The following is a 14,045-nucleotide window of genomic DNA, read 5'->3' on the forward strand; positions in this document are numbered from 1 at the left end:
CCGGCCATCCGGCCCGCACGGCCTGCCCGTTCACGGATGCCAGCGATACACGATCATGCTCGTGCCGTTGTAGTTGTCCTTCGTGATCACGTATTCGCCGGTCGAGCGCAGATACGCGCGGATCCCGTACATCGAGTCGACGTCGTTGCCGACGTCCATCGCCAACGTGTTCGAGTTGGTCAGCGTCGTGACGAGCGCGCCCGTGTTGAGATCGAACACGTCGACGTTCGGCACGGTGTGCACATAGCCGACGAACAGGTAGTGGCCGGCCGCCGCGATCGATTTCGGGTTCGCACTGGTCAGGTTGATCACCGGGTTCGGCGCGGTCGTGTTGCCGTTCTTCCAGCCGTGATAGACCTCGATGTGCCCGTTCATCGCGGTCCAGTCCCAGTTGTTCGCGAGGCCCTGCGCGAGAATCATCGTGTCGCTGTCTGCCTGGTAGACGATGCGCGTGGTCGGCGCCACGGTGCTCGGCACGGGCGTCGTCACCGGCTTGCCCCATGACGGCTTGCCGGTCGCGTCGAAGCCCGTCATCGGATAGCGGGTAATCGCGTTGGAGCCGTTCAGCCCGGCCCATACATCGCCGTTGCCATCGATATCGAAACCGGTCGTGACCTGCAACGTCGTGTTGAACGGCTTGCCCGGCAGCGAGCCCGCCGGATTCGCGATGTAGCCGGTCGCCGGCGTGAAGTAATAGAAATTGAAGTTGCCGGGATTCTGGCCCGACGCGACGAGAATCCGGTTGCCGCCGACCATCACGAGCTGGCCGAAGTGCTGGCCGCGCTGATAGTCGTTCATGTCGAGACGCGGATCCTTCGGATAGGTGAACGGATCGACCGTGTTCGCGACGAACGTGCCGCCCGCCGAGCCCGTGTACACGTTGTTGCCGCTGTAGAAGAACGCGCCGTCCGTCGCCGGGTCGGGTGCGGCGATCGCCTCGAAGTTCAGCGCCTGCAGCTTCCATTGCAGCGCGCCCGTCGGGCTGTACGAATGCAGGTCGGTGCTGCCGTTGCGCCCGAGATCCCAGCCGCCGCCCCACGCGTTGTTGAGCACGTACAGGTTGCCGCCTGAATCCTTGCCGATGCCGACCACGCGCGTGAAGCGCTTGTCGCCCACCTGCCCCTTGATGCCCGAGGTCGTGTCGAGATAGCCGCCCTGCACGCCGAACGTGCCGATCTGCTGCGGCAACCCGGCGAGGCTGTAGATCTTGATGTTCATGTCGCGGCCCTGGTCGCCCACCAGCAACTGCCCCGTCGACGCGTCGAAATACAGCGCCGACGGCCGCGCGCCGGCCGCCATCTGGATCGTGTTCATCAGCGTGCCGGTCGCGCTGTACTGCACGACCACGCCCGCGCCCATGCGCGCGACCCACAGGTTGCCCGCCGCATCGAGCGCCAGCGCGCCGGGCCCGGTCACGCCGATGTCGCGCTGCCAGACGCCGTCGGTCGTATACACACGCACGCGGTTGCCGTAGAAATCGCTCGCGTACAGCAGGTTGCCGGCCGTCGCGAGGCCGGTGATCACGTCCGGGTTCGGGAGGCCCGTCCACGTGCTGACCGGGATGCGCAGGTCACGCTTGTTCGTGCTGCGGTTGTAGCGGCCCACCGAGCCGCTGCCGAAGGTGCGGTTGTAGCCGAGCGCGACGAAGATCGACGTCGCGTTGCCGGTAATCGCGCCGCCCTGGAATTCGTCGTGGATGCCGATCGTGCCCATCGGCTGGCCGTTCTGGTAGAGCGCGACGCCGCCCGCGTTCTCGTCCCAGCGCGACGCCGTGTAGATCACGCCCTCGGGCGCGACCCACATCGAGCGCGCCGCATTGCCGACGTGCTGGGCCAGCGTGCCGTACGTGTTCGCGAGCCAGTCGGTCGAGTATTGCACCTGCGCGTGACTCGCCGGCGCCAGCATCGCCATGCACATTCCCAGCAACGCCGCCCGAATTTGTTTCATTGACATGAATAATGCTCCCGAACATTCAATTGTCGACACTGTAAATCGCGGCGCATGAAATATTGGTGATTCCGGCTAAAGTGCATTCGCCGTCACCCCGAATTATTCACGCCGTTCCTTTTGCCGTCCGGCGCTTTTCCGTCAACGATGGTCAAACCCGCTCACCGCGCCGCAACAGCTGGCCGGCCGCACGGTTTCAGTGCTTTTTCCCCGGCATTTTCTTCCGGGCCGATCAATGCACATGCGTCATTTTTTCTGAAATGTCCGCATTGCCTTTTTCATTCCCCGGAATGGGCTCAATGATTACAAATCGAAATTAAAATGAAAGGAGAAAAATATTATCCGGCGCAATCGCGTTGTCGCGATTCAGCGCAGCGGCATGCGGCGGAAGAAAGGGAAGAAGGAAGGAAAAAGCGGGAGACGGCAAAGCAAACCAGAACCGCGCGCCGGCCATGCCGGCACGCGGCCGCGATCGATCAGCTCGCGTCGTCGAACGTCGGGCCGTCCCAGCCGTCGACGAATTTCGGCAGCGCGTCGACGACGTCGATCACGCGATGCCGGTAGAACAGGTGCATCGTCGGCTGCAGGTCGCCGGGCAACTGCCCGCCGTGCGCACGCGCGGCCAGGCTGTTCGGCACGACACGCATGCCGAGCCGGTTGGTGCCGAACACGATCTCGCCGCACGACGCACAGTACGTGCGCGACATCGACTTCGCCGGATGCGGGAACGTCGCGTGGCCGCCTTCGACGGCCACCTGCTCCGGCGGCCACGCGGTCGCGGACAGCACCGGCGTGCCGTAGAAATCGCGGCAGGTCGCGCAATGGCAGTTCGCGCGCGCCGCCGGCTCGCCGCGCAGCGTCACGGTGACGGTGCCGCACAGGCAACTCGCGGAATGCGTTCGGGTCATGTCGTCTCCTCGAAGAAAGGAGGCGACAGTATAGGAGCATGCGGGCAACGTTGCAGCCGCAACGATCGCTGCGCGTCAGAACTTCTGGCGCAGGCCGAGGCTGACGATGGCCTGCGACCGCGAATCGGACGAGTGGCCGTTCGCCTTGTCGGACACCGACGCGGTCGCCGCCACCGGCCGGCCCATCGCGTCGAGCGTCATGCCCGACGCATGCTGGTACGCGCCGAGCAGGTACACGCTGGTGCGCTTCGACAGGTCATAGACGGCGCCGAGCGTGACGTTGTGATACTGCGCGCGGTCGTCCACGCCATCGACATCGCTGCCGCGCGTGTAGCTGTAGCCCGCGAACAGTTGCGTCTGCGGGCGCACGTTCCAGCGCGTGAACACGCCCACGACGTTGAACGTCGCGTGGCCCGTGAACAGCGACTGGCCGCCGCTGCGGTACTGCACGTTGCTGTAGTCCACGCCGACGACGGCCGGGCCGAAGTCGTAGGTCGCGCCGGTCGCGATGATCTGCTGCGATTGCGCGCTCGCATAGCCTTCGTTGATCGACGAGTTGAACAGCCCGTCGTCGGTGCTCTGCCACTTGCCGGTCGTCGGGTCGGTCGCGCCCGTCTTGCTGTTGTCCGAACGCTCGAAGCCGACCCCGACGCGCAGCGGGCCTGCCGCGTAACCGGCGCCGACGCTCCACGTGTTGCGCTGCTTCATGCTGCCCGGCTGGCTGCCGAAGCCGTACAGCGCGCCGAACGTGAAGCCCGAGTAGTTGGCGCTCGTGTACTTGATCGAGCTGTCGACACGCGCGGTCTGGTCGAGGTCGTCGATATCGCCTGGGTGCGCGCCGAAGCCGCCGATGTACGACGATGGGCCGACCGGGCTCACGAAGTCGTCGAGCGACGTGTACTGGCGGCCGAGCGAGACGGTGCCGTAGCGATCGCTGCCGAGACCGACGAACGCCTGGCGGCCGAACTGGCGGCCGCCCTGGCCCGACGTGCCGTTCGTGATGTCGAAGCCGTTCTCGAGGACGAACAGCGCGCGCAGCCCGCCGCCGAGATCCTCGGAACCCTTGATGCCCCAGCGACTGCCGGACAGGTTGCCGGTCGTGAGCGCGACGTCCGAATGGCCAGTGTACGCGCCCGCCGAGCCGACCCGCTCGTTGCTGCGATAGGTCACGCCCGCATCGACGATGCCGTACAGCGTGACGGAGCTTTGCGCGGCGGCGATGCCCGCGAGCGAGAGCAGCAGCGGGGCTGCAATCAGTTGCTTGTTCATGATTGTCGTGTCTCCGGGCGGTGAACCCGTTGTTCTGGCTGTCAGTTGCGAGTAGCGCGCGGGCGGCGAGATCCACCGGCGGTGCGAGGCCGGTGACGCGCGCGCGGCGGCGCGGCGGGTATGCCCGCTGCGGCCGTCATGGTAAATGGAACCGGTTCCGGTCGAAAGCGGAATAATGAAAACAGTTTGTTTCCAAAATCGAGATAGTGGAACGGGGGCCGTATGCGCCGTGCGCCGTCCCTGTACAGCCCGGGCGGGCGCAGCCGATAATCGAACGCGCGCCGCCCATCGGGAGAGCCTTCATGCATGAAACGACCTTGCTGATCTTCGCCGCCGTCGCCTTCGTCGGCATCGCGACACCCGGCCCGACCGTGCTGCTCGCGCTGACCAACGGCTCGCGCTACGGCGTGCGCCGCGCGGCCTACGGCTTCGCGGGAGCGATGCTGTCCGACTTCGTGCTGATCGTCGCGGTCGCGCTCGGCCTCGGCGCGCTGCTGATGGCGTCGGCGTTCTGGTTCTCGGTGGTGAAGTGGCTCGGCGCCGCGTACCTCGCCTATGTCGGCGTCCGGCTGCTGATGTCGAAGGGGTCGCTCGACGTCGCCGCCGCGCACGACAGCGCGGCATCCGGGCGCAACGCGTCGATCTTCGCGAAGAGCTTCCTCACCGCGGTGACGAACCCGAAGGGCTATCTGTTCTTCTCCGCCTTCCTGCCGCAGTTCCTCGATCCGTCCGCGCCGCTCGCGCCGCAATACATCGCGCTCGCGGTCACGTTCGCGCTGCTCGACGGTGCGGTGATGTTCGGCTACGCGCTGCTCGGCGCACGCGCGGTGCGGCTGCTGAAGCGCGCGGGTGCGCTGTGGCTCGAACGCACGTGCGGCGCGATGCTGCTCGCGCTCGCCGGGTCGCTCGCGCTGTACCGGCGTCACGCGGCATAGGAGCGGATACCGATGAGAATCGCTGCACCGCCCCGCTCCGGCTTTCCCGGCCTGTCGCTACGCCAGCTCGAACGCGCCGACCTCGACGCGTGGCACGCGTATCTGACGAACCCCGACGTCTTCCGCCACACGAGCTGGAACCTGCGCTCGCCCGACGATCTGCTGCCGCTGTTCGACGCCATCGAGTCGACCGACCCGGATTCGATCCGGCGCCTTGCCGTGATCGACGATGCATCGGGCGCACGCGCCGGGACGATCGGCCTGCATACCGTGTCCACCGTGAACCGCTCGGCGGAGATCGCATACGATCTCGCGCCGTCGCACTGGGGGCGCGGGATCGCGAGCGCGCTGTGCGCGGCCGTCACCGCGTGGGCATTCGCGGACGGCGGCTTCATGCGCATGCAGGCCGTCGTGCTGACCAGCAACGCGGGCTCCGCGCGCGTGCTGCAAAAGTGCGGCTACCGCTACGAAGGGCTGTTGCGCGCGTACAAGATCGTGCGCGGCACGCCGGGCGATTTCGCGATGTACGCGCGCCTCGCGACCGACTGACGCGCCCCCGCGGCTTCACGTCAACCCGCTCACGGCTGCACAGGCGCACGCCATTGGACGGCCTGCGCCGAATTGGGGACAATCGCCGTTTCCGTCCACGACGATCCGCCATGAAAATCGCCGCGCTGTCCGACATCCACGGCAACCTCGCCGCACTCGACGCCGTGCTCGACGCCGTGCTCGACGACGTCCGCCGCCGCGGTGCCGATGTGATCGTCAATCTTGGCGACATCCTGTCGGGCGCGCTCCATCCGGCCGAAACGGCCGACCGCCTGATCGCGCTCGACCTGCCGACCATCAAGGGCAACCACGAACGGCAACTGCTCACCGGTGATCGCGAGTCGATGCGGCTGTCGGATCGCTGGGCGCACGACACGCTGCGCGCCGATCATCTCGACTGGATCGCTGCGCTGCCCGAACGCGCGATGCTCGGCGACGACGTGTTGATGGTGCACGGCACGCCGGACAGCGACCTCGTCTATTTCCTCGAAACGGTCACGCCCGACGGCTGCCGTGCGGCCACGCCCGATGAAATCTCGCGGCGCGCGGGCGACGCACCGGCGTCACTGATCCTGTGCGGCCACACGCACATCCCGCGGACGGCAAAGCTCGACGACGGCCGGCTGATCGTCAACCCGGGCAGCGTCGGGCTGCAGGCGTACACGGACGACCTGCCGCATCCGCACCGCATCGAAACGGGTTCGCCGCATGCGCGCTACGCGATGGTGTCGCGCACGGCGGCCGGCTGGAACGTCGAATTCCATGCGGTCGAATACGACTGGCACACGGCAGCGGCCACCGCGGCCACGCGCGGCCGCGACGACTGGGTCGTCGCGCTGCGCACCGGCCGTTGCTGATACGCCCGCCCCATCGTCCCGCTTCGCTTCGTTCACCGGAAAACCGCACCGCCATGCCCGTTCCGTCGCAACTGCTTTTCCTGCCCGGCGCATCGGGCAGCACCGCCTTCTGGCAACCGCTCGCCAGCCTCCTGACACATCCGGCCGAGCGCCGGATCGTCAGCTATCCGGGCTTCGGCGACACGCCGCACGATCCGGCCGTCGACGATTTCGACAGCCTCGTGCGCCGCGTGCTGGACACGATCGACCGGCCGACCGCCGTGATCGCGCAATCGATGGGCGGCGTGATCGCGATGCGCGCGGCGCTCGACAAGCCCGAACTGATCACGCACCTCGTGCTGACGGTCACGTCCGGCGGACTCGACATGGCAGGGCTCGGCGCGCAGGACTGGCGCACCGGTTTCGCGGAAGCCAACCCGCAGCTTCCCGACTGGTTCCTGACGTTCCATGCCGACCTGTCGCAAGAAATCGGCCGCATCGCGCAGCCGACGCTGCTGCTGTGGGGTGACGACGATCCGATCAGCCCCGTCGCGGCCGGCCGGCGCCTGCTCGAACGGCTACACGATGCACAACTGCATGTCGTGCCGGGCGGCCGGCACGATCTCGCGGCCGTGCATGCGTCCACGCTCGCACCGCTCGTCGATGCGCATCTGCAGCGCGTGTGAGGTCGCGCGCTTCGGCTTCGGCTTCAGTTTCGACACGCCCCTGAAACCGCGGCGCTCACGCGCCGCATCCCGTCACACCACACTCCTCAATGTGAGCCGTGCCTCGAGCCCGCTGCCGTCCGTCCGGTTGTTCAGCGTGAGCGTGCCGCCCATCGCGAGCGCGAGTTGCCGCGCGATCGCCAGGCCGAGCCCCGTGCCGCCCGTCTCGCGATTGCGCGACGTCTCCACGCGCCGGAACGGCTCGAACACCGCGTCGAGCTGATCGTCCGGAATGCCGGGCCCGCGGTCGAGCACGGCGATCACCGCGCCGCCATCCGGCGCGGCGTGCACGTCGATCTCGGCCGCGCCCGCGAACTTCAGCGCGTTGTCGACGAGGTTGCCGACGATGCGCCGCAGCGCCTTCGGCCGCGTGACGAGCGCGAGCGGCGCGCGGCTGTGCAGCGCGACGTCCTGCCCCGCATCCGTGTAGTCGCACACGATGCTGTCGAGCAGCGCATCGAGATCGATGCGGCGCGCGGCCTCCTCGGTGCCGTGCAGCGTCCGCGCGTACGCGACGCCCTCCTTCACCAGATGCTCCATCTCGAGCAGGTCCTGGCGCAGCTTCGCGCCCTGCACGTCGTCGTCCATCATGTCAGCGCGCAAGCGCATCCGCGTGATCGGCGTCTGCAGGTCGTGCGAGATCGACGCGAGAATCTGCATGCGCTCGGCCATGTACTGCGCGATGCGATCCTGCATCGCATTGAACGCCCGGGCGGCGCGCGCGACTTCCGACGGCCCGCCCTCGTTCAGCCGCTCGCCCTTCAGATCGGGGCCGAGCGCATCGGCGGCTTGCGCGAGCTGCTTGAGCGGCCGCGTCGCGAGCCGCACCGCGAGCCAGCAGCACGCGGCCAGCACCGCGAGCTGCAGCGCGAGCACGACCGGCAGCCAGCCCGACAGCGGCACCGTCGACATCGGGTGGATGTCGATCGTCAGCGGCGACCCGTCGGTCAGGCGCAGATGCACCTGCAGATGTTCGCGGTCGCCGGGGATCGCGTTCGCGGTCAGCGGGTAGTCGCCGCCGATGCCGTCGGAGATCGAGCGCTCGACACGCGCCGACAGCCGCGCTTCCGGCGGCGTGCCGGTCTCGCCGGGCCCGAGGATGAACGCATAGCTGCGCCGCGCGAGGCGCGGCAGCCACGCGGCCCGCTCGGCCGGCGGCAGGTGGTCGAGCAGCGCGACCGAGCTCGCGACCTCGCGCTCGATGTAGCCCATCATCAGGTTGGTGGTCGCCTGGTCGCGCTCGGTCACGGTGAGCCAGAACGACAGCGTCTGCGCAAGCGCGAGGCCCACGCACAGGATCAGCGCGAGCCGCGCGAACAGCGAGCGCGGCCAGTGCCACGGCATGCGCGCGCTCATGGCGTACCGTCGACGGCGGTCACGGCCGACGAGAACACATAGCCCTCGTTGCGCAGCGTCTTGATGTAGCGCGGTTCGCGCGCGCCGTCGCGCAGGCGCTGGCGCAGCCGGCTCACGAGCAGGTCGATCGACCGGTCGAACGGGTCGGACTGCCGCCCCTGCGTAAGATTGAGCAACTGGTCGCGTGTCAGCACACGTTGCGGGTTGTCGAGAAACACGCGCAGCAGCCGGTATTCGGCGCCGCTCAGCGCAACCAGCGTGCCCTCCGCATCGAGCAGGTGGCGCCCGGTCGTGTCGAGCCGCCATTCGCCGAACGCGAGCAGCTCCGCTGTTTCCGTCACCTGCATGCCGGGCGGCAGCATGCGCGCGCGGCGCAGCACCGAGCGGATCCGCGCGAGCAGCTCGCGCACCGCGAACGGCTTGGCCAGGTAATCGTCGGCGCCCATCTCGAGGCCGATGATGCGATCGGTTTCCTCGCCGCGCGCGGTCAGCATCAGCACGGGCACAGTCCGGAACTTGCCGGCGCGCAGGTCGCGGCACAGCGCGAGGCCGTCCTCGCCCGGCAGCATCAGGTCGAGCACGATCAGGTCGGGCGCGCCGTCGTCCAGCACGTTGCGCATCTCGCGGCCGTTTGCGGCCAGCGACACGCGCATGCCGTTCTTCTCCAGATAATCCGCGATCAGTTCGCGGATCGCGCGATCGTCGTCGACGATCAGCACGTGGTCGATCTTGTCCATGAGTCGTTGTCGGTGTCGAGGTGTTCGGGCAGGCGATGTCCGCTTTTATACCGCACGGCGGGCATGCGTTTGTATCCCAATGTATCGCGCCGCCGTGACGACACACAACATTGCACACGCGTGGCTCGCCGGACACATCGCAGATACGTCGGCGCCGCCTAATGGGGCCTGTCGAAACCCGTCCGGCCACCGCCTTCGAGCGGCGGCCTCCCGCTCAGGAGAACGCCATGCTGCCCCGACTCAAGATCGCCGCCCTCGTCATCGCCCTGGCCGCCACGGCCGGGCTCGCCGCCTTCGCGGGCACCCGCGACGACGCGGGCATGCCGACTTCGCAGGCCGGTACCGCAGCGCCCGATTTCACCGGCATCGACCGCTGGCACAACACCACGCCGCTGACGCTCGGCCAGTTGCGCGGCAAGGTCGTGCTCGTCGATTTCTGGACGTACTCGTGCATCAACTGCATTCATACGATTCCGTACGTGAAGGAGTGGGACCGGAAGTACCGCGACCAGGGGCTCGTCGTGGTCGGCGTGCATACGCCCGAGTATCCGTTCGAGCGCGACGCGGGCAACGTCGCCGATGCGATCAAGCGCTTCGGCATCCGCTATCCGGTCGCGCAGGACAACCGCTACGACACGTGGCGTGCGTACGGCAACCAGTACTGGCCCGCGCTGTATTTGATCGACGCGAACGGGAAGGTCGTCTATACGCGCTATGGCGAAGGCGAGTACGACAAGACCGAGGCCGCGATTCGCGGTGCGCTCGCGCAGGCCGGTGAAAGCGCGAAGGGCACGACGCGCACGCAGTAACGGACCCACGCGCGGGCGTGGCACTCGCCCGCGCGGGCCCGCGAATCGGTTGCGTTCACCCGCGCTTCGCGTCGGCCGCCTCGATCATCGCTTCCCCGATCGCGAGGTTGCCGTTCGCGACCAGCGCGTCGCCCGCGCCGCGGATATCGGCCTCGTCCTTGTTCTGCCCGAGCTTGCGCTTGCCGACGAGGCGCGTGATCTCGATCTGCAGCCCGACGATCGACTGCAGCATCTCGTCGAGATAATCCGCCGGCGCGTCGCCCATCTTCCACGGCGCCGGCTGCGATGCCTCGTGCGTGCGCGTCAGCCGGGCAACCACGCCGCGCACGAACTTCTCGTCGTCGCGTACCGTGATGCGGCCGTGCGCATGCACGACCACGTAGTTCCACGTCGGCACCTGCCGGTGCGCCACATGCTTGCTCGGATACCAGGTCGGCGAGATATACGCGTCCCCCGCGCGGAAGATCACGAGCACCTCGTCGCCGTTCGCGACGTCCTGCCAGACCGGATTCGCGCGCGAGACGTGCGCGTGCAGTTCGCCGAGCCCGCCATCGCCGGGCAGCAGCTCGAACGGGATGTGGTTCGCGTCGAGCCCGCTCTTGCCGTGCGTGATCAGGCTGCCGAACGGATGCTGCACGATCAGCTCGCGCAGCGCGTCGGGGTTGGGTTCGTTGAATTCGGCGGGGACGTACATGTCGGCTCCACGGTCGTGTGGGGGTTGGAATGAATCAGGCCATGGCCTGGCATGCGTCGATTGTGGCTCCAAACTGGTTTATGCTGTAGAGCCGGTTTGGAACAATTTCAGCAGACCAGAATCATGGCAAGAACGGCCCGGAACGTCGACATCCCGTCGCTCGGCGCGCTTGACCGCGCGGCCGGCGACCTGAGCCGCCAGCTCGCGCAGGCGCTGCGCGAAGCCGTGCGGCGCGGCGACGTCCGGCCGGGCGACGCACTGCCGTCCACGCGGCTGCTGGCCGCGGCGCTGCAGGTGGCGCGCGGCACCGTCGTCGATGCGTATGCGCAACTCGTCGCCGAAGGCTTTCTCGAATCGCGCGGCGGTGCGGGCACGCGGGTCGCGAACGCGCTCGCGCTCGCGGAGCCACCGCCCGTCCATCCCGCCGAACCGCCCACCCGCCGCCCGCCGGCGCACGCCGGGCTGCCCGAGCCGGCTGCCACCTTCGCGCGGATCGCCAGCGAATTCCGTCCGCTGCCGGCCATGCCGTTCGCGATCTCGGTGCCGATCGGCCTCACCGCGCCCGACGACATCTGGCGCCGGCTCGGCAACCGCCTGCGCGCACGCGGCGCCGGCGCGCCGTCCGGCTATGCCGATCCGCAAGGCACGCTGCCGCTGCGCGAAGCGATTGCCGACTACGTGCGCCGATCGCGCTCGGTGCGCTGCCATGCCGGCCAGGTCGTGATCACGAGCGGCACGCAGCAGGGGCTGCATCTCGCGAGCCAGGTGCTGCTCGGCCCGGACGATCAGGCGTGGGTCGAAAATCCCGCCTATCGCGGCATCACCGCGCTGCTCGACAGCACGGGGCGGCACGACGCGATGGTGCGGGTGCCGGTCGACGCCGACGGCATCGACGTCGAGGCCGGCATCCGCGTCGCACCGGATGCGCGTGCCGCATTCGTCACGCCGTCGCACCAGTATCCGCTCGGCATGCCGCTCAGCATGGCGCGGCGCAACGCGCTGCTCGCGTGGGCGCGTGCGCGGCGCGCGTGGGTGGTCGAGGACGATTACGACAGCGAGCTGCGCTACGAAGGCTATCCGTTCCCGTCGCTGCAGGGGCTCGACCCCGATCGCGTGATCTACCTCGGCACGTTCAGCAAGATCCTGTTTCCGTCGCTGCGGCTCGGCTACGTGATCGCACCCGACGATCTCGTGCCCGCGTTCTGCGGCGCGCGTGCGCTGATGGATCGCCATGTGCCGACTGCGGACCAGCACGTGCTGGCCGCCTTCATCGCGGAAGGTCATCTCGACCGCCACATCCGCCGCGTGCGCGGCGTGTATGCGGAGCAGCGCGCGCTGCTGATCGACACGCTGGGTGCGCGGCTGCCGCGCGAACGCGCGTGGGTGCAGCCGGGCGACCAGGGGATGCACGTCGTGCTGTGGCTCGCGGAAGGGATCGACGATCTCGACGTGGTCGAGCGCGCCGCGCAAGCCGGCGTCGCGGTGCGCGCGGTGTCGCCGATGTTCGCGCCGGGCACGGCCCGCCCGGGGCTCGTGCTGGGCTTCGGCGGATTCGGCCGGGCGCAGATGGAAGCGGCCGCGCAGCGGCTCGCGGATGTGGTGTCGTCAGTGGAAACGCAGCCGCGCGTGCCGTAAGAAGTTGCTGGCGCACGCGTGTCGTTTGTCACGATCGCGCCTCTTCGCTCCGCGCGACTGCCGCATCGAGCTCCATCGTGCCGCCTCTCCGCGACGCGTGGCGCCATGCATCAGAGCGCGTGCAACGTCAGCACGCACGCCGTAGCCGGACTCACGCGAAGCGCGGCGCTAGAGATGGCTGCGAATGGGGTCGACCTTACCCCGTCGAGCACACCACGCATAAGTAACTGGGCTCGCCTGAATCCGGGGATGACGTTGTGCAAGCGCAAAGCCGAGATGTCGCGTCCTGGCGATCGCAGACGTTCAGCCCATAGGCGGCGCCCAGGGCGCGATCGTGAACTGGTCGGCGAGATAGTCGAGCAGCACCGCGACGCGCGCGGTACGCAGCATGCCGGGCGGCGTCACGAGGTTGACGTTGATGTCGGCGATCCTCCAGTCGTGCATCACTTCCTCGAGTTCGCCATCCCGTAGCGCATCGACCACCACGAATTCGGGCTGCAGCGCGAGGCCGTACCCCGCGACCAGTGCTGGCAGGATCACGTCGGCGTTGTTGGTGCGAATGCGTCCGTTCACCGGTACGGAAAATTTTTCACCCGACGTGGTGTGCCGAAACCGCCAGCAACCCGGCGTCGGCAGGTTCGTGTAGGTGAAGCAGACATGTCGCTCGAGATCGCGCGGGTGAGCCGGACGTCCGTAGCGGTCCAGGTAGGCAGGCGAAGCGACGAGCGGTCGGCGGACTGCGCAGAGCCTGCGGAAGCGCAGCGTCGAATCGTTCAGTTCGGCAATCCGGATCGCGACGTCGAAGCCACCCGGCACGACGTCGACCAGATGGTCGCTCAGCATGAGATCGATGTCGACGCTCGGGTAGCGCTCGAGAAACGCGGGCAGCACGGGCGCGAGATGCCGGAGGCTGAACGACATCGGCGCATTCACGCGCACGAGGCCGTGCGGCTCGAGCGCCTGAGCGGTTGCTTCGTTCTCGATGAGTTCGGCATCCGCGAGCAGCCGGAGCGCACGGTCGCGCAGCAGATCGCCCGTCGGGGTCAGCGACACCCTGCGCGACGTCCGGTACAGCAGCATGGTGCCGAGCCGTTGCTCGAGGCGTGCGATGGCCTTCGACACGGTCGACTGCGACGTGCCGATCAGCTCGGCGGCCTTTGCAAACGAGCCGGTTTCCGCGACGCGCGCGAAGATGGCCCAGGCGTCGAGATCAGGAAGGTGTTGCATCATGGGAATTGAATCGATGGTTGTGTGCTGGCGCGCTGGCCGGCTCGGTCCAAACGCGGTCGTTGACTGCACTGGCGGGCCGGCTCGTCACGCTGATTGACGTGCAGGCGGTCGCGCTCATCGAGTCGTTTTTCGAATACTCATCACATGAGGAATTGCTTGCGAGCGCCATCGATTTCGCGCTCGATCTCATTCTTTGCAACGGACACGTCACGACGCTCGACAGTTCGAACTCGATTGACGGAATGTGGGGAAAGTGTCGGCAACCGGCGAGCTCGACGCGACCGCGCCCGATACCCGGCGCTTATTTCATCGGCACGTTCGCGAGCACCGCCTGCGGGGGCTGATCGCTGAAGATCGGCTGGCTAAGCTGCGGAGCGGGTACTTCATGTTTTCGATTGCTCATGAAGTTTGCAGT

General features: G+C 67.8%; 14 protein-coding genes. 7 read left to right on the forward strand and 7 right to left on the reverse strand.

Annotated elements, in window-relative coordinates:
• Positions 1 to 30: 30 nt before the first annotated feature.
• From BDO18943_RS17525 to BDO18943_RS17535, 3 genes are all read right to left on the reverse strand, one after another.
• Entirely contained in the window at positions 31 to 1,953 is a 1,923-nt protein-coding gene (locus BDO18943_RS17525; protein ID WP_175023384.1) for an SMP-30/gluconolactonase/LRE family protein, read from the reverse strand.
• 470 nt (positions 1,954 to 2,423) lie between these two features.
• Positions 2,424 to 2,855, reverse strand: a complete 432-nt coding sequence (locus BDO18943_RS17530) for a GFA family protein (RefSeq protein ID WP_175023385.1) — start codon at positions 2,853 to 2,855, stop codon at positions 2,424 to 2,426.
• A 75-nt stretch (positions 2,856 to 2,930) separates the two neighbouring features.
• Positions 2,931 to 4,124, reverse strand: coding sequence for a porin (locus BDO18943_RS17535; RefSeq protein ID WP_043180738.1), 1,194 nt, complete (start codon positions 4,122 to 4,124; stop codon positions 2,931 to 2,933).
• Between the two features lie 302 nt (positions 4,125 to 4,426).
• Between BDO18943_RS17535 and BDO18943_RS17540 the strand changes: the two genes are divergently transcribed.
• From BDO18943_RS17540 to BDO18943_RS17555, 4 genes are all read left to right on the forward strand, one after another.
• On the forward strand, positions 4,427 to 5,059 hold the full coding sequence (locus BDO18943_RS17540) for a LysE family translocator (RefSeq protein ID WP_175023386.1): 633 nt from the start codon (positions 4,427 to 4,429) through the stop codon (positions 5,057 to 5,059).
• Positions 5,060 to 5,071: 12 nt separating this feature from the next.
• Positions 5,072 to 5,608: a GNAT family N-acetyltransferase gene (locus tag BDO18943_RS17545; protein ID WP_175023387.1), complete on the forward strand. Its 537-nt coding sequence runs from the start codon at positions 5,072 to 5,074 to the stop codon at positions 5,606 to 5,608.
• Positions 5,609 to 5,718: 110 nt separating this feature from the next.
• Positions 5,719 to 6,465 (forward strand): metallophosphoesterase family protein, encoded by a 747-nt coding sequence (locus tag BDO18943_RS17550; protein WP_175023388.1) that lies wholly within the window; start codon positions 5,719 to 5,721, stop codon positions 6,463 to 6,465.
• A 53-nt stretch (positions 6,466 to 6,518) separates the two neighbouring features.
• Positions 6,519 to 7,130: an alpha/beta fold hydrolase gene (locus tag BDO18943_RS17555; RefSeq protein WP_175023389.1), complete on the forward strand. Its 612-nt coding sequence runs from the start codon at positions 6,519 to 6,521 to the stop codon at positions 7,128 to 7,130.
• Between the two features lie 72 nt (positions 7,131 to 7,202).
• On the opposite strand, the gene BDO18943_RS17560 is transcribed toward BDO18943_RS17555, so the two are convergent.
• Positions 7,203 to 8,525 (reverse strand): ATP-binding protein, encoded by a 1,323-nt coding sequence (locus tag BDO18943_RS17560; RefSeq protein ID WP_175023390.1) that lies wholly within the window; start codon positions 8,523 to 8,525, stop codon positions 7,203 to 7,205.
• Positions 8,522 to 9,262 (reverse strand): response regulator, encoded by a 741-nt coding sequence (locus BDO18943_RS17565; protein WP_043180749.1) that lies wholly within the window; start codon positions 9,260 to 9,262, stop codon positions 8,522 to 8,524. Before BDO18943_RS17565 ends, BDO18943_RS17560 begins: the two co-directional genes overlap by 4 nt.
• Before the next feature lie 227 nt (positions 9,263 to 9,489).
• On the opposite strand from BDO18943_RS17565, the gene BDO18943_RS17570 reads away from it, so the two are divergent.
• Complete coding sequence (locus BDO18943_RS17570) at positions 9,490 to 10,071, forward strand: thioredoxin family protein (protein WP_175023391.1); 582 nt, start codon at positions 9,490 to 9,492, stop codon at positions 10,069 to 10,071.
• A gap of 55 nt (positions 10,072 to 10,126) precedes the next feature.
• Here the strand turns inward: BDO18943_RS17570 and BDO18943_RS17575 are convergent, their stop codons facing one another.
• Complete coding sequence (locus tag BDO18943_RS17575; RefSeq protein ID WP_175023392.1) at positions 10,127 to 10,765, reverse strand: FMN-binding negative transcriptional regulator; 639 nt, start codon at positions 10,763 to 10,765, stop codon at positions 10,127 to 10,129.
• A 123-nt stretch (positions 10,766 to 10,888) separates the two neighbouring features.
• On the opposite strand from BDO18943_RS17575, the gene pdxR reads away from it, so the two are divergent.
• Positions 10,889 to 12,400, forward strand: a complete 1,512-nt coding sequence (pdxR, locus tag BDO18943_RS17580; protein ID WP_175023393.1) for a MocR-like pyridoxine biosynthesis transcription factor PdxR — start codon at positions 10,889 to 10,891, stop codon at positions 12,398 to 12,400.
• A gap of 303 nt (positions 12,401 to 12,703) precedes the next feature.
• Here pdxR and BDO18943_RS17585 read toward each other — a convergent pair whose 3' ends face one another.
• Positions 12,704 to 13,627, reverse strand: coding sequence for a LysR family transcriptional regulator (locus BDO18943_RS17585; protein ID WP_175023430.1), 924 nt, complete (start codon positions 13,625 to 13,627; stop codon positions 12,704 to 12,706).
• Between the two features lie 8 nt (positions 13,628 to 13,635).
• Between BDO18943_RS17585 and BDO18943_RS17590 the strand changes: the two genes are divergently transcribed.
• Positions 13,636 to 13,974 (forward strand): hypothetical protein, encoded by a 339-nt coding sequence (locus BDO18943_RS17590; RefSeq protein WP_175023394.1) that lies wholly within the window; start codon positions 13,636 to 13,638, stop codon positions 13,972 to 13,974.
• Positions 13,975 to 14,045: the final 71 nt, after the last annotated feature.

Source organism: Burkholderia aenigmatica, assembly GCF_902499175.1.
In the GTDB taxonomy this organism is placed as follows: domain Bacteria; phylum Pseudomonadota; class Gammaproteobacteria; order Burkholderiales; family Burkholderiaceae; genus Burkholderia; species Burkholderia aenigmatica.